This window comes from Methylobacter marinus A45, from assembly GCF_000383855.1.
In the GTDB taxonomy this organism is placed as follows: domain Bacteria; phylum Pseudomonadota; class Gammaproteobacteria; order Methylococcales; family Methylomonadaceae; genus Methylobacter; species Methylobacter marinus.
On sequence record NZ_KB912877.1, the window covers coordinates 637,978 to 664,296 of the forward strand.

General features: G+C 47.8%; 17 protein-coding genes and 3 tRNA genes. All 20 read right to left on the reverse strand.

Annotated features, from left to right (window positions below; translation table 11 throughout):
* Positions 1-37: 37 nt before the first annotated feature.
* Entirely contained in the window at positions 38-1,375 is a 1,338-nt protein-coding gene (locus METMA_RS0102785; RefSeq protein WP_084254075.1) for an ABC transporter ATP-binding protein, read from the reverse strand.
* A 75-nt stretch (positions 1,376-1,450) separates the two neighbouring features.
* On the reverse strand, positions 1,451-2,293 hold the full coding sequence (locus tag METMA_RS0102795) for an ABC transporter permease (protein WP_020157546.1): 843 nt from the start codon (positions 2,291-2,293) through the stop codon (positions 1,451-1,453).
* Positions 2,294-2,342: 49 nt separating this feature from the next.
* Positions 2,343-2,966, reverse strand: a complete 624-nt coding sequence (locus METMA_RS0102800) for an Lcl domain-containing protein (RefSeq protein ID WP_161786370.1) — start codon at positions 2,964-2,966, stop codon at positions 2,343-2,345.
* A 321-nt stretch (positions 2,967-3,287) separates the two neighbouring features.
* Positions 3,288-6,992, reverse strand: coding sequence for a beta-xylosidase family glycoside hydrolase (locus METMA_RS25655; RefSeq protein WP_020157548.1), 3,705 nt, complete (start codon positions 6,990-6,992; stop codon positions 3,288-3,290).
* A gap of 251 nt (positions 6,993-7,243) precedes the next feature.
* Positions 7,244-8,407 carry a DegT/DnrJ/EryC1/StrS family aminotransferase gene (locus METMA_RS0102810; protein WP_020157549.1) on the reverse strand — a complete coding sequence of 388 codons (1,164 nt, stop codon included), beginning with the start codon at positions 8,405-8,407 and terminating at the stop codon, positions 7,244-7,246.
* Positions 8,404-9,447 (reverse strand): Gfo/Idh/MocA family protein, encoded by a 1,044-nt coding sequence (locus METMA_RS0102815; RefSeq protein WP_020157550.1) that lies wholly within the window; start codon positions 9,445-9,447, stop codon positions 8,404-8,406. The genes METMA_RS0102810 and METMA_RS0102815 overlap by 4 nt, the downstream gene beginning before the upstream one ends.
* 341 nt (positions 9,448-9,788) lie before the next feature.
* Positions 9,789-10,289: an acyltransferase gene (locus tag METMA_RS0102820; RefSeq protein WP_020157551.1), complete on the reverse strand. Its 501-nt coding sequence runs from the start codon at positions 10,287-10,289 to the stop codon at positions 9,789-9,791.
* A 419-nt stretch (positions 10,290-10,708) separates the two neighbouring features.
* Entirely contained in the window at positions 10,709-11,839 is a 1,131-nt protein-coding gene (locus METMA_RS0102830; RefSeq protein WP_020157553.1) for a sugar transferase, read from the reverse strand.
* A 1,727-nt stretch (positions 11,840-13,566) separates the two neighbouring features.
* Positions 13,567-13,642 (reverse strand) — tRNA-Asn (locus METMA_RS0102835).
* A 23-nt stretch (positions 13,643-13,665) separates the two neighbouring features.
* Positions 13,666-13,742: transfer RNA gene (locus tag METMA_RS0102840), tRNA-Arg, on the reverse strand.
* 84 nt (positions 13,743-13,826) lie between these two features.
* Positions 13,827-13,918: transfer RNA gene (locus METMA_RS0102845), tRNA-Ser, on the reverse strand.
* An 8-nt stretch (positions 13,919-13,926) separates the two neighbouring features.
* Positions 13,927-14,127: a carbon storage regulator CsrA gene (csrA, locus tag METMA_RS26205; RefSeq protein WP_081917748.1), complete on the reverse strand. Its 201-nt coding sequence runs from the start codon at positions 14,125-14,127 to the stop codon at positions 13,927-13,929.
* A gap of 92 nt (positions 14,128-14,219) precedes the next feature.
* Positions 14,220-15,446 carry an aspartate kinase gene (locus METMA_RS0102855; protein ID WP_020157555.1) on the reverse strand — a complete coding sequence of 409 codons (1,227 nt, stop codon included), beginning with the start codon at positions 15,444-15,446 and terminating at the stop codon, positions 14,220-14,222.
* A gap of 18 nt (positions 15,447-15,464) precedes the next feature.
* A complete protein-coding gene (gene alaS / locus METMA_RS0102860) occupies positions 15,465-18,077 on the reverse strand; it encodes an alanine--tRNA ligase (protein ID WP_027146994.1) in 2,613 nt (870 codons plus the stop codon).
* Positions 18,078-18,098: 21 nt separating this feature from the next.
* Entirely contained in the window at positions 18,099-18,566 is a 468-nt protein-coding gene (locus tag METMA_RS0102865; RefSeq protein WP_051114323.1) for a regulatory protein RecX, read from the reverse strand.
* A 23-nt stretch (positions 18,567-18,589) separates the two neighbouring features.
* Positions 18,590-19,627, reverse strand: coding sequence for a recombinase RecA (recA, locus tag METMA_RS0102870; RefSeq protein WP_020157559.1), 1,038 nt, complete (start codon positions 19,625-19,627; stop codon positions 18,590-18,592).
* 131 nt (positions 19,628-19,758) lie between these two features.
* A complete protein-coding gene (lpxB, locus tag METMA_RS0102875) occupies positions 19,759-20,907 on the reverse strand; it encodes a lipid-A-disaccharide synthase (protein WP_027146996.1) in 1,149 nt (382 codons plus the stop codon).
* Between the two features lie 112 nt (positions 20,908-21,019).
* Complete coding sequence (locus METMA_RS0102880) at positions 21,020-22,117, reverse strand: DegT/DnrJ/EryC1/StrS family aminotransferase (RefSeq protein ID WP_027146997.1); 1,098 nt, start codon at positions 22,115-22,117, stop codon at positions 21,020-21,022.
* A 55-nt stretch (positions 22,118-22,172) separates the two neighbouring features.
* Entirely contained in the window at positions 22,173-23,108 is a 936-nt protein-coding gene (locus METMA_RS0102885) for a Gfo/Idh/MocA family protein (RefSeq protein ID WP_020157562.1), read from the reverse strand.
* A gap of 408 nt (positions 23,109-23,516) precedes the next feature.
* Positions 23,517-26,315, reverse strand: coding sequence for a bifunctional diguanylate cyclase/phosphodiesterase (locus METMA_RS0102890; RefSeq protein WP_020157563.1), 2,799 nt, complete (start codon positions 26,313-26,315; stop codon positions 23,517-23,519).
* Positions 26,316-26,319 lie beyond the last annotated feature (4 nt).

A 26,319-nucleotide genomic window follows, 5' to 3' on the forward strand; every position in this document is an offset into this window, starting at 1 on the left:
CAAGCCGTTTTGCGCGTTGATAAATGGCGACGCCCCATCATTGTTGACAACGATCGCCGGTTGCATCGGTCAAAATAGTTTTCGTTATCGTCTGAGTGTTATTTTCATGGTAATCCAGGGTATAGCTGACCGCCGGCCTGACAATACCAGGCAGTACCGCCATATTGCTTTCCAGGGGTATGTTTTCGACTTCAAAGGCGCATATTCTATCTCGTCGGAATAGCAGGTAACGCTGGCTCTGACCAAAAAACAGATTCATGCTGTAAATATTGGCATTAAGCAGGTCCGGCGGTATGAAGGCAGTGATTTTATGTTTGCCCTGTTTCGAGTTTCTATCCTTGGCAAACACAAAACCGTGATGAAAAACCAAAACGTCGTCTTTTGTGAGTATCTCAAACGTCAGGTCTTCGGTAATATCCTTAACTTTGTTGAAAAAATCTATTTCTATCCGAACACCCGAACCGATGTCCAATACGGTTCCGTTTATAGGCGTTATTTTTATGCTATTTACCCGGATATTGTCATTTTCGGCATCGTTGCCAAATTCCCAATAGTTGTTTTTATTGGTTATCAGCACATTGTTATCTTGATAAAAATCAATAGCGTCTGAAATTTTTCCTTCAAATCGCTTGTAGCCATTAATGAGCACGATGCCGTTTTTGCACAGGCTTTTTACCGCCGCCATATTATGGCTGACAAAGAGGACGGTCCGGCCATGACTTTTAGACACATCCTGCATTTTACCAATTGCTTTTTTCTGAAATTCAGCATCACCGACCGCCAACACTTCATCAACAACCAGAATTTCCGGCTCCAGATGCGCGGCTATGGCAAATCCCAGGCGCACGATCATGCCGCTGGAGTAACGTTTAACCGGCGTATCAAGGTATTTTGCTACCCCGCTAAAGTCTACGATTTCATCGAGCTTGCTGGTAATTTCCCTTTTGCGCATCCCCATGATGGTACCGTTCATGTAGATATTTTCCCGCCCTGTCATTTCCTGATGAAAACCGGTACCCACTTCCAGCAGGCTGGCCATTCTGCCACGCGCCCTGACACGCCCGCTCGACGGTGAGGTCACTTGGGAGAGGATTTTTAACAAGGTACTTTTACCCGCGCCATTCTTACCGATAATGCCCAGTACCTCACCTTCCTGGAGCTCCAGATTAATATCGCGCAAGGCCCATACATGTTCGCCTTTTTTCGCGGCCTGGGTCCGATCATTGATTGTGCCTATTATGGAATACGGGTCTTCCTTGCCCATTATTCTGGTTTTCCACCAACGGTTAAGGTCATGAGACAAGGTGCCCGTCCCGACTTCGCCGAGACGATAAAGTTTACCGAGATTTTCTATTTTAATTATGGGTTGCGACATGTACATTCCATTTTTAAAAAAATTAAGACCCGAGATTTTCTGGCCTATATTCGTTGGATTGTTTTTCATGATTAATTAAACCGTATCGATAAAATTTCGTTCGGTCTGGTGAAAAATGATGATGCCCATGAATAACAGAATCGTCATAAAGCCTCCGGAATAAGCCAGGGCCTGCCAGCTAAAGTGACCCGCGCCTAAAAAGGCATATTTGAAGCCTTCCAGAACAGGGGTTAACGGATTGGCTTGAATGAAGATTTTATATTTTTCCGGAACAGTCGATACCGGATAAATGACAGGCGTCGCATACATCAGCAATTGAATGCCGAACGTGAGCAAGTGATTCAAATCCCGGTATTTTGTCGTTAAAGAGCTAAAAATAAGACCTGCCGCCAGCCCAATACCTGCCATCAAGACGATATAAACGGGTACTAATGCCAAAGTCCAGTTAGGTTGAATGGTCGTATTACCTGAGTAAAGGAAATACAAATAGATGATGATAAAAATCGCCAGCTGGATAAAAAACTTTATTAAGCCCGACAGTACTTCAGCGAAAGGAATAATAAGCCGTGGAAAATATACTTTTCCAAATATTTGGGCATTTTGGTTGAAGGTATGCGCGGTCTGGTTGAAGCACTCGTGAAAGTAATTCCAGATGACAATGCCGGACAGGTAAAACAGTATTTGGGGAAGACCGTCCGTGGATATATTGGCAATCCGGCCAAAAACCAACATGTACATGCCCGTGGTCATAATCGGTTGTACTATGAACCATATCGGCCCCAGTATAGTTTGTTTGTAAACGGTGATAATGCTGCGCTTGACAAACATGTAAAGTAAGTCACGATAAAACCAGATTTCCTTGAAATTAATCTTCAACAGATGTTTTTTTGGTTTTATATCAATATTATAGGTATTCATGTAATCATATTTGCTTTTAAAATCAAGTTCTGACTCATTGGTAACCGGATTACATTAGAGCCTTGATGCATAGCCCCTGATTTCTGAATCCGAGCGCCTGCCAACCATTATTTTTACAACTTTCTTTATTAATACCGATATTATTGCCCCGGACCGGCCAGCCATAGGCCTGGTCACGATAGTTGTAGCCGGTGGTGTCCGGTATGCTCAAAGCCCATGCCGTGCCAGGAGCGTTTGGCTGGACCGCCGCCGTCCAATAGAAGCCGTTTTGCACGTTGATAAATGGCGACGATCCCTCGCTGTAACAACGATCGCCGGTTGCATCGGTCAAAAAGGGCATGCAGTTTTTTTCCCTCGCATCGGCAGCTGTCCTTTCCCACTCGAACCAGAAGGGCAAATGCCATTCGCCTGGTGACGATCCATCAGTTAAGCCGCACTGACCATTGGCCAGGTCCGCCGCCGCGACAGCGGTATCGGCCCAATTCCTCGGGCCGAAATTTTCGCAGTTTGCATCCTTCAGCCAGATCAACCCCGTCTCGGCATCGGTTACCGTGCCATTGCCGCAATCGGCATAGCGGAACCCGGCACGTTCGCAGGGGCCATCTGCCTCTGCAACCGCCTCTCCCGCGCCGGATAACAGTAACAATGGCGATAGCAGTATTACCTTTTTCAAAACCCGATTGCCGGCCTTTCGAAATGTTTGAAGGCTGGTCAAAATTCCTAACAAGTGCTGCTCAGAAAATAGCTTCATGGTCGTTACTCATCATAAAAGTACAAGTCCAAATAACGTAAATCCCACCGGCAATAGCCGCGGTACACCCCATGCATCGATTTTGGCAAGGGCACCAATCATCCAACCGTAAAAATTACGAACTGGAGATGATCGGCGGCCCCCTATTCGCCTAAAGTTACATTTTCTTCATAATCACTTTCTTACCCCTATTCATGCCTGACTTGCCCGCGGTTTCATGCTCAACAATGCGGTGGCAAATGACTAATAGGTCACCCTCACGGCTACCCAATCCAGCGAAAAATCGCGTCTCGTATTCGAAGCCACGTTGGCAACGCGCACTCGGAAGTTGGCGTTTGACAGATTGCTTGAAGCCCAGGAGCGGCCCCAGTTATCGGCAGTGCCGCCGAGAATATAGGTAGCCTCGCTGCCTGAGAGCGTCGGCGTGACTTTGGCCGCTGTCCATGTTGCGCCGCCATCCCAGGAAAGTTGCACACACATCCTCGGAGAACCACTCGTGGCATCGACCCGTGCGTCCAGACGAACCTCTATGCCCGCGATGGTGGCGCCACTCGGTATGTTGAGGCCGTAGTTATAATAGATATGTTTATCCTTGCCGGCATTCGTGCAGGAGGTATTGCTATTGGTGCCACTGTTTGTGTCCACGGCGAACAGGCCATCATCGCCGTGAGCATTGGCCGGATTCGTTTGAAATCCATTTCCGTCGCCATGGTTTATTACCGGCGCATTGGCGGTCGGACCGACAAAGATATTGGCGCTTTGCACTGTCAGCACGGTGCTGCCTGTGACACCATCAAGCGTCGCCGAAATAGTACTTTCTCCGGCATCATGCCCGGTCGCCACTCCGGATTGGTCGATAGTCGCCGTCGCCGTATTCGAAGAATCCCAGGTTACGTTATCGGTAAGATCCTCGGTAGAGCTGTCCGGATAAGTCCCCGTTGCTATAAATTGCTGGGTCGCGCCCACCTGAATCGTCGGATTCGCCGGTGTTACCGCTATCGATTGTGGCGTCAGCGTCGGATTGGATTCCGCACTGGTGATCACTTCGGCCCAGGCGATATCGGCATTGGGGAATCCGCCGGGTGAAGCGCCTGTCACGATCGCGAAGCGCGGATTGTTCAGTGTCTGAACCACGCTGCCCAGGGATGTCCAGTTAGCCCCGTCCAATGAGTAATAGCCGCTGATATCGCCTGTCGCCGGATTACGGTCCAAGCGGAAGTGCAGGTTGCTGGTCGCGCTCACTGAAACAGAGTTAAGATCTGTTGGCGATCCATTGAGCTCGTGGGCGAAGTTAATCCTGTTCCCTCCATTGTAAATTCGCGTTACCTGCACATAGTTGTCATCATCCTGATAAGCCAGCAACCCTGCCTGCTGGTAATCCTGGGTCGGCGAAAAAGACTGCAACTTGAGTCTTATGCTCGTCCAGTTGGCCGGAAGGTTTCTAAACAATGAATTCCGGGTATCATTCGCATCCTCCCAAACATCACCGGTATCCACCGGTATGCGAATCACCCCGGGATGCGCCGTCTGGTCATAGCTGACCACGGCTCCGGAGGTCTGCTCGGTATTGCGCGTGCCGCCGCTGGCGGTCCGCGCCAGAAAATCCCAGCCGTCCGCCAACAGGCTGGTCCTGTCCGGGTAGGTAAAATCGTCATGGACGGTGCCCGAAGGGCTGACCGTGAGCGTCACGTTGACCGTCCGCGGCGTGTTCGTCGCGCCCTCGGCGGCGATGGTAATGGCCTTGTTATAAGTGCCGGGTGCCAGGCTGGCGCTGTTGACCGACACCGTCAGCGTGCCGGCTCCCGTGCCGCTCGTCGGACTCACCGCCAGCCAGGCCGGCGCGCTGCCGTCCGCCGACGCGGTCCAGTTCAGCGTGCCCCCGCCCGTGTTCGTGATCGCCAGCGTCTGATTGGCCGGGTTACTGCCCTCCGTAGCGGCAAAGCTCAAACTACCGGGAGAAACGCCAATCGTCGGATTGGGTCCGACAGCGCCATAATTGATTTCAGCGGCTTTGGGATTGATATCGATGGCGGTATTAAAAAACAGGATGTCATTACCATTGATTGTCTTTATAAAAAAAGACGTGTTGGCGCCATTGATGAGGACTGAGGAAACCGTCCGAGTATCGTCGATATCGACCTTTAAGGTAATAACATCGTTAGGGCCGAACGAGTCATCAAATGTCCTGACCGCGGTCTGGGGAATCGGCAAACGGTAAAAATCAAATGTCGTTTTGCCCTCCGTTTCCTGATAATTATTTAAAACAAAGCGATCCCTCTGCAGGATGTACTTTATCACTGCATCGACCGGCGCTCCCCAAATATCCTTAGTGACGGCATATGCAATGGCATCATCGTCGTTACAGCTGTTATGAAGCACCAGATTAGCCCATTTTTCCTGCTGCACGGCCATATCTATGACCGTTTTCAAATCGCTGGGAGGGTACGGCGTATGTTCATGCGAGTTGAAGCTCTTCAGGTTGTGGAAATTACTAGGCGTCTGGTCTTCCAGTTCGTTAATGTTATAGCCCCTGGAAGCTAAAAAGTACTCAGAGGATATATCCTGTTCATAGACATCTGTAAAACCGCAGGGCCAGGCAAATGTCGTTATTTGAGAACATAGCGGCCCGCCTCCTATTAATCCGCAGATGGACTCGATGCTTGGAATCCATTCCTGATTCCGAAGATTCTCCTCGGACACTGGTGCGCAGATATGATTGACCGTGTGCGATCCCAGCTCCATGCTATTACTGTAAATTGTTGAAAATAGAACATTTTCAGGAGGCGCTGGCGACTGGTTGTCCAACCCCTGTATATAAAACCCGCCTTCCATGGAATTAGTCAGTTCCGTGTTGTAGCACGAAGTCTGACTATCATCCGTGGAAGCGCTCAAAGCACTTCTGTAACCATCCTTCCATGGCGAGACGGAAACGGGTGTGCTTGGATTTACGATTAGATCGACCCCTACTTGTTGCGGGCTATTCCCGGCCGCTTCGGCGCTGACTGTCACGGTTGAGGAATAGACGCCAGGTGACAAACCTGATGCATTTACAGAAACGTCCATGGTACCCGGAGTACCGCCATTCAACGGAGAGGCCGCTAGCCACGGTGCCTCCGGCGTCGCATTCCAATCGAAATCCTCTAACCCGCGTGACAAAACATTGATGCTCTGTGAAGACGGATTCGCGGAACCGGCGGTTGTGTTAAAAACAATATCCCTGGGAAATAATGATAAGTCAGGGCCTGGAACTATGCCCGTTGTGATATGAACCGAAGCCAGATCGGCATTCGGAAAACCGAAAGGAGAAGCGCCGACAAAAATTGCCAGACGTGGATTCTTTAGCCGCTGAGCGATCCTGCCAAGCTCAGTCCAGGCACTTCCGCCGATTGAATATTCCCCGATAAAGCTATCGTTGCCCCGACTTAAACGAAGATAAAGATTACTGGTCGCGCTGGTTCCGGCCGCGCTGTCAACGACGCCGACGCCATCGGATTCGTAAACGAACTCAAAATGATTGCCGCCATTGTATATCCGGGTTACCTGTATGTAGTTGTCGTCATCTTGATAAAGCAACAGCCCCGCTTGTTGATAGTTATCCGTAGGCGCGAATGACAAGTTGAGCGTGATACTCGTCCAGTCGGAAGGCAAATCGCGAAACAGCGTATTGCGGGAATTGTTCAGATTCGACCATAAGTCGCCAACATCCGCTGGTATCCGCAAGATCCCAGGATGTGAGGATTGATCATAGGAAACGACCGCACCTGTGGTTTGCTCGGTATTTCTCTCATCCCCGCTGCTTGTTTTCGCCATAAAGTCCCAACCCGCCGTCAGTAAGCTTGCCCGATTGGGATAGACAAAATCATAGTGTTCATCAGCCAGGAGTTGTTGTTGAGTGCCAAGGATGAAGAACAATAAAATTACAAGAACCGTTTTATATAATGCCATCATGTCACCAGCCTCTAGGTTTTATATTTTCCATCAGTTGGCACTGATCCCTTCAATTATCGCCTGTTGCCATTCTTAATACGTCTGTATTCACCGTCGTCGGTTAAAGCATAACCAGCGGAAAACCTATTCAACGCGGCTAACCCGTTGGTTATATCCCGCCGCGAGCTCGGCTTTACATCCTCGCGCCAAGCTTCCTGCATCTCGTGCTTCCGCCACAACATTCCCAGTAACACTGCTGCTCCAACTAACGCTCAATTCGCAAGCTGTTTCTGAACAAATGCATGCGTATCATGGTTTTCTTCCGGCTCAGTCCCCGACTGGCTCGCCAGCATCTTGACCGCTTCACAAACCGCTTTGCATTGAGCCCGACTTAGCTCGGCAAACATCGGAAGGGAGAGGACTTCATCGGCCGCTTGTTCTGAATGGGGAAAATCCCCTCTTGCATAGCCCAGGTCGGCATGGGCCGGCAGCAAATGCACGGGAATGGGATAATGGATGCCTGTCTGAATGCCTTTGGCCAGCAATGCCTGTTGCCATTCATTACGCCGCCGGGTCCGGACCGCATAGATATGGTACACATGCCGGACATAAGGCATGACCTCTGGCGTCGGCACTCCGCTGTCAGACAACAGCTCGTTGTAATACCTGGCCGCCGCCCGCCTCGCTTCAGTCCATGTTTCCAGATGGCGCAGCTTGACTCTGAGGACAGCCCCTTGGATACCCTCCATGCGATAATTGTATCCCTTGAGCACATGCCGGTATTTCTGCTCTGCCCCCCAGTCGCGAAGCATGCGGATGGCGCGGGTATATTCGGTATTGTTAGTCACCACCATGCCGCCTTCACCGCAGGCACCCAGATTCTTGCCCGGGTAGAAACTGAAACAGCCCATATCTCCCAGAGTGCCTACTCTACGCCCTTTGTATTCGGCCCCATGAGCCTGGGCGGCATCTTCGATCACCACCAGACCATGCCGTCTAGCAACTTCCAGAATGGGGTCCATGTCGGCCGGCTGACCATACAGGTGTACGGGTACAATGGCTTTGGTCCTATCGGTGATAGCGCTTTCGATCGCCTTCGCTTCAATCGTGAACGTTTGCGGGTCGATGTCAACAAACACGGCTTTAGCACCGGTATAGTCAATCGCCGCCACGGTTGCCACAAAGGTAAATGGAACCGTAATCACCTCATCCTGGGGACCAATTCCAGCCGCTAGCAGGGCAAGGTGCAGAGCGCTGGTCCCTGTATTCACGCCAATGCCATATTGGGCCTGGCAATAGGCGGCAAATTCTTCTTCAAACGCTGCCACCTCGCTTCCCAGGGTAAACTGGCAAGTTTCCAATACCCCCTGGATAGCGGCGTTGATTTCATCCTGGATTCCAGTGTATTGCGCTTTAAGATCGACAAACGGAATCATGCCACTATCCTCCCTTGGCACATGTGCATTCCGTTGATTTTGACGGCTCGGCCACTTTCGCTCATCGACCGGGTCGCTGCCTCAATCAACTGCACCACGCGCAGCCCCAGTGCTCCATCCGTTTCCGCGGTCTTGTCATGCTCGATACAGTCGACGAAATGTTCTCCCTCAACCCGCAAGGCCTCTGTGGAATCCAGCCATGGCGCCCACATGTCTCCGGTACGATAGCCAACCCGCATCGCATAAATCTGCCGGGGGTCGTCGGTAAAGCTAATGCCCTTGTCATAGACCTTGATCTTTTCACTTGGCTCCAGGTCATCATAAGTAATCATTTTCTTGCTGCCGCCGATGAGAATCTGGCGCACCTTAACCGGCGCCAGCCAGCTTACATTGCTATGCGCAATCATGCCGGAATCATAGAACAGTGAGACATATGCCAGATTCTCCGGTGTGCCGGGAAAGTGATTGGTCCCAGCGGCCGATACCGCCACCGGTTGCTCCCCCAGCAAGTAATCGAGGATAGAGAAGTCATGCACAGCCAAGTCGGAAATGACGCTCACATCGCGCTGGAACAAGCCAAGATTGACTCGGGTCGAGTCGTAGTAATAAATGCTGCCGAGATCCTCTTGCTTTATGATCTCCGCAATTTTACGTACCGCTCCCGTATAAATGAATGTATGGTCGACGATCAACACGCGCTTCCGTTTCTCGGCTTCCTCAGCCAGCTTGTGTGCCTGAGCAGATGTCTCAGTCATGGGCTTTTCCAGCCACAAATGCTTCCCGGCCTTGAGGACCGCCATTCCTAGTTCGAAATGTGTGCTGACTGGCGTTGCCACCGCGATGGCATCAATGGATATATCCTCAACCAGATCCTGGAAGCGCGTTGTCGTTTTCACGCCCGGATAACGTTTCTGAACAATCTCGAGTCTCTTCTGATCCAGATCCGCTACGCCGGCAACTGTCAGCCCCGGGGTTTCGGTGAAATTTCTGACCAAATTGGGTCCCCAGTAGCCATAGCCGATAATGCCTATTTTAATCATGATGACTCTCTTTCAGTTGAATGGAATTAATTGCATTACTTTCAAAATTGCTGAAAATCCAACCACTTTGCGCATCACATAATTCACCAGTATGAGAGCTACTCCCGCGGTTATCCGTATAAAAAACTCAGGTGCCGGTAACCCGCGACGCGGAATACCCAACACGGGAGGGGCCCACTCTAAGGAGATAATCCACAAATGGTCCCAAACATACGTTGTTCAGTGGCTCACCGCATCGGAAGAGCCCCAGTCATCAACTTCATCGATTACAAGGCGCTGCAAGAGTCTGGTTGCCCTTATTGATACGCTTACAGTAATGGTCAAAACTCCGCAGCAATGTCCTAGGCAACACTTGTCGCCGCCGCGCTCCCCCGAGCACGAGCATCTCCCACGACGCGGGCTGGTATGCCAGCGACGATTGCATGGTCGGGCACATCGCGGGTAACCACAGCTCCGGCACCAATCAAAGCCCCTTCGCCAATAGTGATGCCACAAAGAATGGTTGCGTTGCTGCCAATGGAAGCGCGTGCCTTGACATGAGTCCTGATAACCTGCCAATCAGCCTCTGTTTGCAAATCTCCTTCCGCATTAACGGCTTTCGGATAAATATCATTAGTGAACATAACACCATGGCCGACGAAGACCCCGTCCTCGATATCAACCCCTTCGCAAATAAACGTATGGCTGGATATTTTGCAACGGGCTCCTACCGAAACCCCCTTTTGTATCTCCACGAAAGTACCGATTCGGGTCCCCTCGCCAATAACGCAACCGTACAGATTTACGAGCTGAGGATGGAATATGACAACATCTTCACCTAAAACCACATTCTCTTTAATCATTCTGTTTCCTCTAAATTGAATAGGAGTTGTTCTATCCAGCAAAATCATTCGTTGCCCAGACTCAGACTAATGATGATGCCCGGTACCGCTGCCGGCTTTCGCTGCTTAGGATTTGGTCTTAAATAATTTCCCTGTTTAAACATAGGATGCGCCGACGACAGGAGGCGCATCGTTCGCGAGCGATGCGCTTCACTGCGCCGCCTGGAGCACCTACTTTTGGTCAGCGCATCCTATGCAGGATTCCAGTTTCAGGAAGTCATTTTTAGCCAGATCCTGAGTGTTATTCGTCCTTAACTTGCCATTTTCAGGCTTACCGGAGGCGCCGAACCAGAAACCCAGGAAATGCAACTGTTTCCAGGCCCGAATATCGGGGATTCGGTCAATTAAGCAGGATCTGCTGGCTTTCGTTGCCTTACGCATCAAACAGCCCCCCGGCATCTTAAAACCTCCGTGACAGTTCTCAGTAAAATCTTTAAATCAAACAAGAGAGACCAGTTTTGAATATACCGAATATCTAGCCTTACAGCGTCATCCCATCCGGTCTTGCTCCGCCCTTCCACTTGCCAGAGCCCTGTGATCCCGGGCTTCATCTCTAATATTCGCCTGAGATGCCACGGTTGATATTTTTCCGCCTCATAAGGAAGAGGCGGCCTGGGACCAACCAGACTCATGTCCCCCTGTAATACATTGAAAAGCTGAGGCAGCTCATCAATACTGGTTTTTCGAATGAATCTCCCAACCCTGGTTGTCCTGGGATCAGATTTAATTTTGAATAACGGCTTTTCCTCATTCCCCTGATTAATTTTTACGTGATGGCCATCGATAAAGTCTTGAATATATTCACGATGTATCTGATCATCCATACCCTCATGCATGGATCGGAATTTATAGAATGTAAAAGGGATACCTTGTTTGCCCAATCGGATTTGCCTGAAAATAACGGGGCCCGGAGAAGTCGCTTTGATAGCGAATACGGTAATTAACATTACAGGCATTAAAGTAAATATACCGATGATCGAACCTATGATATCGACGCCTCTTTTGACCAGTAATTTCAGCTCTGAAGCCCTCCTTGAATCTTCCAACTCGAAAGGGTAAGCATCTGGCCGAATACAGCCGTTTTTTACGAGACTTTCAAATATTTGATCCGGATAAGTCGAAGTGGTGATAGAAAATTTTGGATAGTTATTTCCATTGATTAATTTTCCACAAATCACTTTGGCTCCGGTTTCATCCGTATCGGGGAGAAGTACACCGATGGTTTCTTGATTGACAAAGCCACAAATATCGGTATCCCGTGTTTTTGACCGAACATCGTGCAAAATCTCAATCATATCCGTTGATTCCTCACTTGCCTCTTTATTGAGAGTCAGCAATATAATTGATAATGCTGACCTGGACCGCTGAGCCCGAAGCTTCTCAAGACGTAACTGCTCAAGAAAACTGAAATCATAAAAAATTTTTCCGAAATCAGGCCGATAGTGATTTGAATTATGGGTGGGGTTGGAAAATGGCGTTGGCTTTAAAAGTAAATCTTCGCTTTTTTTCATTTTTATCCCAATGCTAACGTCTTAGCAACGTACATAAAATATTTTAAGCATCTTTTAAATCCTCATTGTTAATGAGTAACAACATAGCTCCATTGTTCAAGATACTCATCGAATAAAATACACATAGTGTCTTCAAAACCGGCAACAACTTTTTTGTTTCATCAATTTTTTCAAAATACATGCAATCGCGCTTAAAGCTGTTTTTTTAAGCTTGATTCCTTAATCAATTTTTTAGCCGGCTAGCGTAATCTAAAGATCACACAGTTGTAATACGCAAATGATGTCGATGAACATCCATGCTTAATAATTTTGAGCATGTTACTGAGTGATTATTGTTCCTTTTTTTCACCCAAAATCACACTTGGTACAAATACCTAAGTAACATTACCAGGACTTACGCGCCTTAATCTGGCAGGTATTTTGCTGTAAAGGATTATCAGGAGGATATGAAAAACTTGTAATTCGGCGGATAACAGCCGCACTACTAGGTGACCTGCTGATCAATGATCAGACTAAGTAATAAGCATGGAATAAATCAGGCAATTGTAGGTGCGAATTCATTTATGCCCATTCCTAAGATCTTGAAATCTTCCATTACAATGCAATCGACCGCTATCAGAATGTCAAATGTAAATGATCTGTTGAAACATATCCCGTGATGCAAGGGGCTAATAGCCAAGCCAAAAAACATCAAGACCGGCTTGTGTAGACTATTTTGCAACAAGAAATTGAATTCAAAAAAACCGAACAGAAACGTGCCTACACAAATAGATGTCTCTAGGGGGTCTGTTCGGGAATAGGGCTCGGTATTCAGGTCATATACAACCAGATTTTCAGCGACTTTGACTCGCTTAGGAACGCGAATGAAATAAAACCCGCAATTGAGGCAGGATTTCTGTTCCTATTCAACGACTGCATGGATGCAGGAGGTAGAGCAACGCATGGAGCAGTTGCCGAGGCGCGCAAACAGGCGCATAGCCAGCTATGTAACTGTTTGCGCAACGCCGAAGAGGGACGGAAAGACAAGTCAGTTGCGGGAGTTATAAAATTCACGCTCCTTAGTTGAGCGATTGCTGGAATCACATTGGGAAATGGCCTGTAGTTATCTCGATTCCGTCGAGCCGGGGGGAAGGGGCTTCAGGTCATTTTCCCATCCCGCCTCCAGCATATGCATTCGCCTTAAATTGAAGGCCAAGGTCACCAGTTTCCACACACCCGCTACCTCCTCAGGTAATGTCGCTACACTAAAGAGAGCGTGAAAGTATTCAATTTAAAGGATTTAACCACACGAATGCAGGTGCAGATATTTGCTCCTCGGAAACAACTCCTGCGTTTTCCATTCGTCACATCCCTGGGGCTTAGCAATTCAGGAGCAGCCTAGCGGTGTACCGAGGACACGAACGCCTCCATGTAGGACTCGGTAGAATTATGTTTGGAACAGCAATCGAGAACATGAAGTCTTAAGCTATCGATTGACTTAATTTTCTTCTTGTCCTCCGTGGTGAACAAGGCTTTTTATGACGTTCCAATTCTTTCACAGCCTCGGCCCGCATTTCACACAGGAGAGTTAGGAACGAGTAACTTATCAGCTGTTTTCTTAAGGAAAATAAGCAAGCGGGGACAACTCGGAACAGGTCTTGATACCGACCTAATGACTTTATGAACCGGAAATTGATTGGAAAAAAGGCAAAAAAAAGGGCCTGCAGTTTGCAGGCCCTAATTTTACTTGGCTCCCCCGGACGGGCTCGAACCGCCGACCTAATGATTAACAGTCATCCGCTCTACCGACTGAGCTACAGGGGAATAAACTTTTTTAGAATCTTCAATGGCGCGCCCGGAGAGATTCGAACTCCCGACCGCTCGGTTCGTAGCCGAGTACTCTATCCAGCTGAGCTACGGGCGCCTTATTGATCCGATCATTATCCTTTGTTGATGATTCCTTGTCAACTTTATTTTTTAATAAAATAAAAATCAACCTTAACTATCGTGGCGGAGAGAGAGGGATTCGAACCCTCGATGGGCGATAAAACCCATACTCCCTTAGCAGGGGAGCGCCTTCAGCCTCTCGGCCATCTCTCCTAAAACTTTTACTCTTCTGAGTCGCTCAATCCTGTAGACTCAGCTTGTTCTTTTTTAATCCTTTCATAAATTTCTTCCCTATGAACAGAGACTTCTTTTGGTGCGTTAACACCGATGCGAACCTGATTTCCTTTGACTCCAAGAACAGTGACTGTAACTTCATCACCGATCATCAAAGTCTCTCCTACCCGACGAGTCAAGATAAGCATGGCTTCTCCCTATATCTATTTAAAAACCACTGTTCTTACACAGCATCCAACCAAGATGCACAATTATAGCAGCTTTTTCAGATAAATAAAGTTTAAGATTCTACTTCTTGATCTAACTTGAAAGCAGCATGTAGTGCTCTGACTGCCAGCTCCAGATATTTCTCATCAACAACAACGGAAATTTTAATTTCAGAAGTCGATATCATTCTAATGTTTATCCCTTCTTTTGCAAGCGTTTTAAACATAGTGCTGGCAATGCCCGCATGAGAACGCATGCCAACGCCCACAATTGAAATCTTTACAATACTGTCATCGCCAGTAACTTTTCTGGCACCAAGCTCTTCGCGTATGCCTTCCAATAACGTTTTCGCCCTGAGGTAATCATTGCGATGCACGGTAAAAGTAAAATCCGTCGTCGAATCATCGGCAATATTCTGGACGATCATGTCGATTTCGATATTGGCATCGGCAATCGGCCCAAGAATCTTAAACGCAACACCCGGCAAATCAGGCACTCCGGTAATGGTTAATTTTGCCTCGTCTCGATTAAATGCGATTCCGGAAATTAAAGCACTTTCCATTTGTGATTCCTCATAGGTAATGAGCGTACCCTTACCTTCTTTAAATGATGATAATACTCTTAAAGCAACGTTATATTTGCCGGCAAACTCAACTGATCGGATTTGCAGCACTTTTGAACCCAAGCTGGCCATCTCCAGCATTTCTTCAAAAGTGATTTTGTCGAGCCTGCGGGCTTTCGGCTCTACCCTGGGATCAGTAGTGTAGACACCGTCCACGTCCGTATAAATATGACATTCATCGGCTTTTAAAGCCGCCGCTAAGGCAACTGCCGTCGTATCAGAACCACCACGTCCCAATGTCGTGATATTGTCGTGCTCATCAACACCTTGAAAACCGGCGACAACAATGACCTTTCCCGCGTTAAGATGCATCCGTATGCGGGTATCATCTATATTGCGTATCCGGGCTTTAGTATGACTGCTGTCGGTCAGAATTTTTACCTGCCCTCCGGTATAAGAACACGCCGGACAGCCAATCTCGTGCAAAGCCATACTCAAAAGCGAAACGGTGACCTGCTCTCCTGTTGACAGCAGAACATCCATTTCTCTTTCAGTAGGCTGTTGTTGCATTTCCCTTGCCAAGGACACCAAACGATTGGTTTCGCCGCTCATCGCCGAAACGACGACGACAATCTGATCACCTAGATCATGCGCTTTTTTGACTTTTTCAGCGACTGCTTTAATTCGCTCGACAGAACCTACCGAAGTACCGCCGAATTTGTATACATATAATGCCATTCACTATAACCTTAATTTTCAAGCATTCATTTGCTCTTGCACCCAAGCCGGAACCTGAGCCAATGCCTCGGCCAAACGAGATGGATCATTGCCGCCGGCCTGGGCCATATCAGGTCTGCCGCCGCCCTTGCCACCGACTTTTGTCGCCACAAAATTAACCAGATCGCCAGCTTTTATACGTCCCATTTGATCTTTGGAGACGCCCGCGCATAGCATGACCTTGCCGTTATCGACGACCGCCAGCACGATTGCAGAGCTGCCTAATTTGTTTTTCAACTGATCCACCATGTCGCGCATGGATTTAGGGTCAACATCATCGAGTTTGACGGCTAAAACCTTGATGCCGCCGACATCAATAGCCTGCGCACTGATCTCTCCACCTGTTGAACTCGCCAGTTTTGATTTCAAGCGTTCCAACTGTTTCTCCAATGACTTGTTTTTTTCTATCAGTTGTTCAACTTTTTCGGGCGCCTTTTCGACTGAACTTTTTAAAAGCCCCGCAATACCGGTCAAGGCCTTGTCTCGACTTTCAATCCAGTCAATACAGGCATTTCCGGTTACCGCCTCAATACGTCTAACACCCGCCGCAATACCGGTTTCACTGATTATTTTAAAACAACCTATGTCGCCCGCCCTATCGACATGTGTGCCGCCGCAAAGCTCTGTTGAGAACGCGCCAATCTTTAGAACCCTGACTTCGTCACCGTATTTTTCGCCAAACAAAGCCATGGCTCCGGCATTCATAGCTTCATCTTTCGCCATGATTTGCGCGGAAACGGGATTGTTCAACCGGATCTGCTCATTGACCAGATGTTCAATAACGCTGATTTCATAGGCTGTCACTGGTTCAAAATGCGAGAAGTCAAATCGCAGACGCTCCGCGTTAACCAGGGATCCTTTCTGAGCCACATGATCACCTAAAACCCGTCTTAATGCCGCATGCAGTAAATGGGTAGCCGAATGATTCAGTTCAGTTGCCTTTCTATCGGCGGCACTGACACGCGCATCGCACACTTGCCCTTTGCTCAGAGTTCCCGCAGTGACCTTACCCTTATGTAAAAACAGATTACCGCCCTGCTTTTGCGTATCAGTCACTTCAAATACTGCGCCATCGGCTTCGATTCTGCCGCAATCGCCCACCTGCCCCCCGGATTCAGCATAGAAAGGCGTTTTATCCAGAACCACAATGCCTTCGTCACCTTCCTCCAGACTGTCAACCGGTTGGCCTTTTTGGTAAAGTCCAAGGATATGTACCTGATCATCGAGTTGTTTGTAACCGGTGAATTCGGTCTGCACATCCAGTTTGATATCCTGATCATAATCGGCCCCGAAACTGCTGGCGGATCGAGCTCTTTGCCGCTGCTCGGACATAGCCATTTCAAAACCGGCATGGTCGACGGAGAGATGGTTTTCACGAGCAAAATCAGCCGTCAAATCCACCGGAAAACCGTATGTATCATAAAGCTGGAATACCGTATCACCAGGAATTACCGAACCTTCCATTCTGGCCACACAAGCTTCGAGGATTTTCATGCCTTGTTCTAAAGTTTCAGCAAAGCGCTCTTCTTCTTTTCTCAGCACCCGTTCGACTTGCGCCTGGCCGCCTTTAAGTTCCGGATAAGCCTCGCCCATTGCTTCTACCAGTGGCGCGACTAATTTATAGAAGAACACATCACGAATACCCAGACGATAACCGTGGCGGATAGCCCGGCGAATGATCCGCCGCAGGACATACCCGCGCCCTTCGTTTGACGGCATGACACCATCGGCCACCAGGAAGGCGCAGGAACGGATATGATCGGCAATCACCCGCAATGAACTTTGCGTTAAATCATTGGTTCCGGCGATTTCAGCCGCGGCTCTCAGCAATTTCTGAAACAGATCGATCTCATAATTGCTGTGCACCCCTTGCATCACTGCTGAGATTCGCTCAAGCCCCATGCCTGTATCGACAGAAGGTTTGGGCAAGGGATGTAAATTTCCTTCACTGTCGCGATCATATTGCATGAACACCAGGTTCCAGATTTCGATATATCTGTCTCCATCCTCTTCCGGTGAACCCGGCGGACCGCCAGGAATGTCTTCGCCATGATCATAGAATATTTCGGTACATGGCCCGCAAGGACCGACATCGCCCATGGACCAAAAGTTATCCTTGGCACCGATTCTTGAAAACCGGCTCGGATCGATTCCGATATCCTGCAGCCATATTTTTTCAGCTTCGGAATCTTCCTCAAAAACGGTTACCCATAATTTCTGCGCTGGAATTCCCAACTCCTTCGTCAGAAATTCCCAGGCAAAATGGATTGCTTCTTTCTTGAAATAGTCGCCGAAGCTGAAATTGCCCAGCATTTCAAAAAACGTATGATGACGGGCCGTATAACCGACATTTTCCAAATCATTGTGCTTACCGCCTGCTCTCACACAGCGCTGGCTAGTCACGGCCCGACTATAATCGCGCTGATCTCTGCCTAGAAATACATCCTTGAACTGCACCATGCCGGCATTCGTGAATAACAAGGTCGGGTCATTACCGGGCACTAGCGAACTTGAAGGCTGCACAGAGTGACCTCGTTCGCGAAAGAATTCCAGAAATGCGGAGCGCAATTCTGAACTAGTCATTTTTCTCATAGTAACTAAATGATTTAAAAACTAAAATTTATTCTTGTTAATATTCAAATGATCATATAAAGCACTGATCATTTCACCGGTAAAGCCGCGATGCAATAAAAATCGGCTGCGTCTTGCCCACTCATTTCGATCCAGGTTTTTCTTATGGTTATATTTTTTGCTGTAAACCTGCTCCAGCAGTTCCATCCAACTATCGCCGGACTCTCGTAAAACTTCCTCTAAATCAATTTCATCAATTCCATTTTGCCGAAGCTCATATTCAATGCGAACAGGTCCATAGCCTCTCTGCATACGATAGCGGGCATAGTTTGTGGCATAGCGTTGATCATTTTGCCAGCCTTGTCGCGCTAACTCATCAATAACAGCCAGTATGTCTGCCCTATCAAAACCTTTTCCCGTTAATTTAACGAGCAATTCTTTCCGGCTATGCTCTCTGCGAGTCAGTAATCGAAGACAGGTTTCCTTAATTGCTTTACAAGCGTCATTCACAACAGATTAAATCAACCGAGCGGCTAGTCGCCTTCATCCGCCAGAGAAGCTTCCTCAATGAGTTCTGGCTTCCGCCCAAACGCCTCGGCCCGTATTTTGCTTTCGATCTCTTTGGCTTTTTCAGGATGTTCCTTCAGGAAGGTTTTAGCGTTATCCTTGCCTTGGCCAATTTTTTCATCGCCATAGCTGTACCAGGACCCCGCCTTCTGGATGAAACCATAATTGACCCCCAAGTCGACCAGTTCGCCCAGGAACGACACACCCTCGTTATACAAAATCTCGAACTCAGCCTGTTTAAAAGGTGGAGCGACTTTATTTTTAACAACCTTTACGCGAGTTTCGTTTCCTATTACTTCTTCGCCTTTTTTAACCGAGCCGATACGTCGAATATCCAATCGCACCGAGGAATAAAACTTAAGTGCATTACCGCCGGTCGTTGTTTCGGGGCTGCCGAACATAACGCCGATTTTCATCCTGATCTGGTTAATAAAAATAACCAGCGTATTGGATCGCTTGATGTTGGCTGTTAATTTTCTCAATGCCTGCGACATCAGGCGCGCCTGCAGTCCCATATGGGAGTCGCCCATATCGCCTTCGATTTCAGCCTTGGGCGTTAAGGCCGCGACCGAATCGACGACGACGACATCAACGGCACCGGAACGCACCAGCATGTCGGTAATTTCCAGGGCCTGCTCACCGGTGTCGGGTTGAGACACCAGGAGATCATCGACATTGACGCCGATTTTTTCGGCGTAACTGGGATCCAGAGCATGTTCGGCATCGACAAAAGCCGCTGTGCCGCCGAGTTTTTGCATTTCAGCAATAACTTGCAGCGTCAAGGTGGTTTTGCCGGATGATTCAGGTCCATAAATTTCCACAATACGGCCGCGCGGTAAGCCTCCGCAGCCCAGCGCAATATCCAACCCCAGAGAACCGGTAGAAACCACTTCGATATCACGCGCGGCAGCTACATCGCCCATGCGCATGACAGATCCCTTACCGAACTGTTTTTCTATCTGCATCAGCGCTGCGCCCAGCGCTTTCTTCTTGTTCTCATCCATTGTTTATGCCCTGTATATTGAAAAGGAAGTATCGCTCAATCGAACTGTTTATTATCACATAGAGATATGTATTCGGATAGCCTTGATTTGCAAATCAACCTTATCTCTTTTGCGACCCTGATTTCTTAACTTCAATTAGACAACATGGCCCAAGCGAGTTCCGCCATGTTTTTCGAACCTCCACCCTGCCCCAACTGCGCCTTAACCTGGGCCAGGTTGCCACGCATCGTGTCGGCATAAGCCTTATCGGTTAAAATCCGGTTGATTTCCGCCGCCAGATTTTCCGAAGTCGCCTCATGCTGAATCAGCTCTCTCACAATACGTTTGCCAGCAATAATATTGGGTAATCCGATAAACGGTGTTTTCACAAGCCATCGCCCTAGAAAGTAAGTTACCAGGGAAAGTTTATAGGCTATTACCATAGGAATGGTTAACAAGGCAATTTCCAGCGTTGCCGTGCCCGATGTTGTCATGACCACATTGCAGCACTGAATCACATCATAAGGCTGATTTTTTACCGTGGTAATTTTAACCGGCGACTGGCGAAGATATTCTTCGAGCAATGCATCGCTGATTGAATCGGCCTGAGGCAGCAGAAACCGGGCTTCAGGAAAATCGATCTGAATCTTTCCGGCGGCTTCCAGCATGACCGGCAGCATGCGCTTGATCTCATTGGCACGACTCCCCGGCAATAAGCCAATCACTGTTTTTCTTTGCCCCAGGCCGAATCGCATTAGATCTTCTTCTTTTGAGTACTGGGCATGGACTTTATCGGCAGACGGATGTCCGACATAGCGGACCGGCACATTTTCGGCTTCATAATAAGCCGTCTCAAAGGGGAAGATGACCGCCATCATGTCAATGACTTGCCCGTATTTCTTAACCCGTCCTGGACGCCATGCCCACACTTGTGGACCGACGTAAAACAGCACCTTGATACCGTGCTGCTTGGCGTATCGTGCCAGCTTGAAGTTAAATTCCTTGTAATCGACGCAAACCAGCAGATCCGGTCGCTCATCCGAAAGTATCCGTTGCATGAGCTTCAGAGCGCGACGAATTTCACCATAATGCTTTATCACTTCGACAACACCGATCACAGAGATAGTCGATGAGTCATAACGAATATCAACGCCCGCCTGAGCCATTTTCGCGCCGCCCATGCCGATGCCATTGATATCCTGCTGATATTTACGCAATTCCAGGAACATATTGGCGGCGTGCTGATCGCCGGAAGACTCGCCGGCACTGAACATAACAGTGAATGGTTTGTTTTGTGACAAGAATGAACCTATCGAATAAATATATTAGAGACTACCAAACAAAAGGCCGACTAAAAGCCGGCCTTCATTGCTATTGCGTCAATCTTTATCGCTTGACCAATCCTGCAATCACTTAAGCGGTTAATACCTCACGGATAACGCTGACAATCTCTTTGATAGTCGCATCAGCCAGATAAGGGCAAATCGGCAACGAGAAACAGTTGGCCGCAACGGACTCGGTGACAGGCAGACTCAAACCCGCGCATTCCTCTTTAAATACATTTTGCTGATGCAACGGCACCGGGTAATACACTGCGCAGCCTATTTGCTTATCCTGCAAGGCTTTTAACACCTCATCCCGACGATCGCACAACAAAGTATACTGATGATAAACGTGCTCGCCGAGCCCATCTTCAAAAGGAGTCGTCAACGGCAGATCAGCCATTAATTCGGAATAAAGATGTGCGGCATGACGACGCCCTTTATTGTACTGATCGATTCGTTTCAGTTTCGCTCTTAAAACCACCGCCTGCATATCGTCCAGACGACTGTTATAACCGATAACATCATGATAATACCGTATATCGGAACCATGATTGCGCAATCTTTTGATTTCGGCTGCGGTTTCGTCAGAGTTTGTCGTCACCAGACCGCCATCCCCGAAAGCCCCTAAATTTTTACTCGGGAAAAAGCTGAAGCCAGACGCATGACCGATAGCGCCGGTTTGTTGTCCGTTGATGCTCGCGCCGAACGACTGGCAGCAATCTTCAATCAGCTTCAGGTCATGTTGATCGCACAACTGCTTGATTTTAGCCATATCGGCGGGCTGACCGAACAGATGCACCGGCATGACTGCCTTGGTTTTTGGCGTAATGGCTTTTTCAATCGCTTCCGGGGAGATATTGAAAGTCTTCGGATCGATATCGACAAAGACCGGCTTGGCGCCTACATACTTGATCGCCTCGGCCGTGGCAATAAAAGTGAAGGCAGTAGTGATGACTTCATCACCAGCACCAATGCCTTCGGCAAGCAGCGCCAAATGCAAGGCATCGGTGCCTGAAGCCACGCCGATGGCATGCTTGACGCCCAGATACTCGGCCGCTTCTTTTTCGAATGCCTGAACATTAGGCCCTAGAATAAACGAGCAGTTTGCTATTGTCTCAGCCAGCCCCTGCTCAATTTCATCTTTGATTTCAGCATATTGAGCCTTCAGGTTTACCATTGGTATCATATTTTATTGCCTTTAATTTATTCAGAAAATCTTATAGCGCAATGCAAAAAGACGACTATTTGTCGCCTAACAAACGCGTAATCTGTATCGCCGTTTCAAGCGCTCTTTTACCGGCTTCACCGGATACCAGAGGATTTTCTCCGGTATGAATACAATTGATGAAATGCTTAATTTCTTCCAGCAAGGCATCACCGCTTTCAAACACGGATTCTTCCGTTTCTATTTCAGGGATGCCCGGGAACATCTCCTTGCTGCCGGTACGGTGTTTGGTCAAAACACGGTTTTGGAAATCCACCGATACATAGGAACGAGGACGGAACATGCGCATTTTACGCTCCATCTTCATGCTGATGCGGCTGGCGGTCACATTGGCTACACAGCCGTTTTTAAACATCAGCCTGGCATTGGCGATATCGGTGCCCTGAGTCAGCACCGGCGTGCCGCTGGCATCGATGCGCTCTACTTCTGAATCCACCAGTGCCAGAATGATGTCGATATCATGAATCATCAAATCCAGCACCACGCTGACGTCATTAGCGCGCGGATTGAAAGGCGACAGGCGATGAGACTCGATAAACAGCGGCTTTTCCTCGTTATCAAGACCTAATACGGCCGGGTTAAACCGTTCCAGATGCCCCACTTGCAGTATCAGATTTTTTGCCTTGGCAATAGCTATCAGTTCTTCAGCTTCCTCAACTGTTACGGTAATCGGTTTCTCAACCAGCACATGCGCGCCATGTTCAAGAAAATCCTTTGAAACTTTGTGATGCAGGGTTGTCGGCACGACAATACTGACCGCATCGACTTCGCCAAGCAGGGGTTTATAATCGGTCAATGCCTGGGCGCCGTATTGCCCTGCGATTTCTTTGGCTGTCGCCTCATTGATGTCGACAACGGCAACCAGCTCACAATCCGGCAGTGACGCATATTTCTGTGCGTGAAATTTCCCTAGATAGCCTGTGCCAATAACAGCGCATTTTATTTTTTTCATGTAATTACTTTATTAATTTAGTTCAACTTACAACCCGACAAGAAGCCTTAGGAACGGAATGAAATAAGACCCGCGATTGAGGCAGGATTTCTGTTCCTGCTCAACGACTGCATGGATGGGGTGAATGCAGAGAAATGACGGGATCATTTCCTGTCCATGCAGTCGTACTCACGCCCCTTACCTACATCCCTGTAGGCAACGCAGGGGATGGACGGAAAGACAAGTCAGTTGCGGGCGTTATAAAATTCACGTTTCTTCAATAGTGACAAAGACCTCGCGGTGTTATCTACCCTGCTACGGGATAAAACCGCATATTGTAAACCATCAGTCTGTATTCAGAAAATTTTGTGCAGACATCCTGCTGGTAAAAAGCCGTGTCCTTTTTATTTTATTGAAACCCCGGTCAAGTCAATCCGCCCGTCGCGGTCTGCCTATGTAGTATCCCTGCGCATAATCAATGCCGAACTCCTTAAGAATAGTCAAAATAGCTTCATTTTCGATAAACTCCGCCACTATTTTTTTGCCAAATGCATGCGCGACTCCGGCCAAAGCCTTGACGAATATCTTGTCGTCCTCACGCTTATCGATCTGCCTGATAAATGAGCCATCAATCTTGACGTAATCAACAGGAAAATGCCTCAGGTAATAAAATGAAGAAAAATTGCCTCCGAAATCATCCAAGGCAAACACACAACCCAGCGCTTTAATCCGGTCAATCAATATCTTCGCTGCCGCGAAATTGGAAACCGCCGCTGTTTCAGTAATTTCGAAAATAATCTTTGCAGGATCAACTTCCGGCATATTGATGAGTTGGGAAACATCCTCAAAAAGCGTCGGATCATTGAATGAATGTCCGGATAAATTAACTGTCAATTTATAATCCTGGCCCTGGCGTTCGTATTCGATATGTTTTTTTACGACTTTTTTCAGCACTAACCGGTCGATTTGCCCGCTCAAACCCAACTCTTCCGCATGACCGATAAAATCCGCCGGCATAATCAATTGTTCATCATCCAACTGTAGCCGAATCAAGCATTCAAAGTGACTTATTGCATTCGTCTTGATATTAAGAATGGGCTGGTAAAACAGCACAAACTTATCATTGGCTATGGCATCCTCGAGAGTCGCTTGCCAATACAGCATCCGGTTTAATTTAACCTGATAATCAAAATCGGGAGAAAACACATGGTATTGCCCTCCGCCCATTGCTTTTGCCTGACACATGGCAAAATTCGCATTGGCCAACAATTCATTGGGGGCCATTCCGTGCTGAGGGAAAAAGGCAATACCCAAACTGGCACTGACTTGATACTTTTTCTCAGCAAACCCGACATCCAGGGCCATAAGCACTTCATTAATTTTTTTAGCGATACATTCAATACCTTCTAAGTCTGCATGAGGCATAACGACCGCGAATTCGTTATCGCCCACTCGAGACAATAAATCAGTTGAGCGTAGGGTATTTTTAAGCGCACTGGCAATGCGCACAAGCAACTGATCCGCACCTTCTTGGCCGCCGCAATCATTAATGGCCTTATAGTGATCCAGATCCATGTAAACCAGGGCAACCTGATAATCATAGCGCTGGGCTGAAGCCAGGGCTAGAGCTAGCTCTTCCTGAAATTTTCGGCTATTGCTCAAGCCGGTCAAATAATCATAAACGGGCATTCTGAAACTTTTTTCTTCAGCAATTTTGCAGGCACTGATATCCACACCTAAAGTCAGAATCACTGCTTCGTTTGTATTGCCAACGGATTTCAAAAGCGTATGCAACCAGGAAACATTCAGCAGTTTACCTGATTCGGTCAATAAAAGTCCGTCCACCTGAAACTTGCCGGAACGCAAATCCCCTGCTCTTAACCGACTTAATTTGTCCAGATGTTCCTTGTCCGACTCCGGCAGGAAGGCATCAAACACTTTACCGATTATGGATCGACTATCCGACTCAAATTCATCGACACCAGCCTGGTTGATCGTCAAAATCATGCCGTTCAGTTTTTGAGTGATGATAATAATAGGCGCTACATCAACTAATTGCCGGACAAAGTCTCTCTCTTTTCCCAAGGCCTGGCTTTTTTCCAACAACTTAAGCGTATTGCTGCGCACCTCCAGCTCCAGATGCTCCAACTGGTCCGACAAGGTTAAAGCCGTATGATTTAATTTATCCAACTCATCATAGCCAAAATTGGAGAAAGCTTTAATGGTCACCTGTTTTTTAAATTGCTCGTATTGATTTTGTGACAATAGAGGCAATGCCTGCGAGAGCTGAGTGACTCGGCGTAATGAAAAATGCAGAACCACTATCAGCAGCATAAGTGAAGCCAGAAAACTGATGACGCCTTGAAACCAGACTTGCTTCAAATCCTCGTTAAAACCGGTAAAATCGGCGGTAATATCGTCCACAAACAGAAAAAAAGGCGGCCCAGCCGCTTCTTGGTGAACCGGGAAAACCCTAACCTCAAAAACAGCGTCATTCAAGCTGATTGTTTTACTGTGTTCCAATAACTCATCAATCGTAAAATGCCTGGAAATGTAATCAAATACAGGGCCATTTTTTTCAGGTAATGTCATTCCGGAGAGCTTATAAGGCCATTGATGCTGCTCTGTCGCTTCATCCATGATTAAAAGCCCGATATCCGAACGTGTTGCCCGTTTATATTTGATAATGACATCGGCAAACGACCGAATCACACTGAAAGCTCCGGATGTTTCCGAATTTCCCATGACCGGCGTGACAGTCTGCTGAAAACATTTGTGGGGACAAAAAACCTGATGTTCCGGCGCCTCATTGCGCAGAACCTTCTTGACAATTGAATTCAAGGAAACCAACTGGCTACCCCAGGACTTTATCGGCTGGGCTTGATTATCAAAATAAGTGACGTTTTCCATGTCCCAACTGAATTGCCATTTCGATAACGTCTCATCCAATACTGACAATACCTGATATCGAGGCTTGTCCTGTGACGAAAGCACATCAATTAGCGATAACAGCTCGCCAAACTGTTCTAGAACCAGAAATGAGTCTTCAGTCAATGCCTTGGCTATATTAATATGACTGCTTTGAATTTTTTTCCGGTCGAGTTCGAAATTATCTATAGCTTCCAGATAGGAAAAATAGGAGAAAACACTGTGCAAGATCAGGAAGACACTACCGAATAGAATAGCTAATTTCCATCTCAGACTAAAAAAAATTCCTTTAATATGCATGTGC

Coding starts and splice junctions, on each gene's coding strand:
- METMA_RS0102785 (WP_084254075.1), bottom strand. CDS start 1,375: ATGTCGCAACCCATAATTAAAATAGAAAATCTCGGTAAACTTTATCGT.
- METMA_RS0102795 (WP_020157546.1), bottom strand. CDS start 2,293: ATGAATACCTATAATATTGATATAAAACCAAAAAAACATCTGTTGAAG.
- METMA_RS25655 (WP_020157548.1), bottom strand. CDS start 6,992: ATGATGGCATTATATAAAACGGTTCTTGTAATTTTATTGTTCTTCATC.
- METMA_RS0102810 (WP_020157549.1), bottom strand. CDS start 8,407: ATGATTCCGTTTGTCGATCTTAAAGCGCAATACACTGGAATCCAGGAT.
- METMA_RS0102815 (WP_020157550.1), bottom strand. CDS start 9,447: ATGATTAAAATAGGCATTATCGGCTATGGCTACTGGGGACCCAATTTG.
- METMA_RS0102820 (WP_020157551.1), bottom strand. CDS start 10,289: ATGATTAAAGAGAATGTGGTTTTAGGTGAAGATGTTGTCATATTCCAT.
- METMA_RS0102830 (WP_020157553.1), bottom strand. CDS start 11,839: ATGAAAAAAAGCGAAGATTTACTTTTAAAGCCAACGCCATTTTCCAAC.
- csrA (WP_081917748.1), bottom strand. CDS start 14,127: ATGCTTATCTTGACTCGTCGGGTAGGAGAGACTTTGATGATCGGTGAT.
- METMA_RS0102855 (WP_020157555.1), bottom strand. CDS start 15,446: ATGGCATTATATGTATACAAATTCGGCGGTACTTCGGTAGGTTCTGTC.
- alaS (WP_027146994.1), bottom strand. CDS start 18,077: ATGAGAAAAATGACTAGTTCAGAATTGCGCTCCGCATTTCTGGAATTC.
- recA (WP_020157559.1), bottom strand. CDS start 19,627: ATGGATGAGAACAAGAAGAAAGCGCTGGGCGCAGCGCTGATGCAGATA.
- METMA_RS0102880 (WP_027146997.1), bottom strand. CDS start 22,117: ATGATACCAATGGTAAACCTGAAGGCTCAATATGCTGAAATCAAAGAT.
- METMA_RS0102885 (WP_020157562.1), bottom strand. CDS start 23,108: ATGAAAAAAATAAAATGCGCTGTTATTGGCACAGGCTATCTAGGGAAA.
- METMA_RS0102890 (WP_020157563.1), bottom strand. CDS start 26,315: ATGCATATTAAAGGAATTTTTTTTAGTCTGAGATGGAAATTAGCTATT.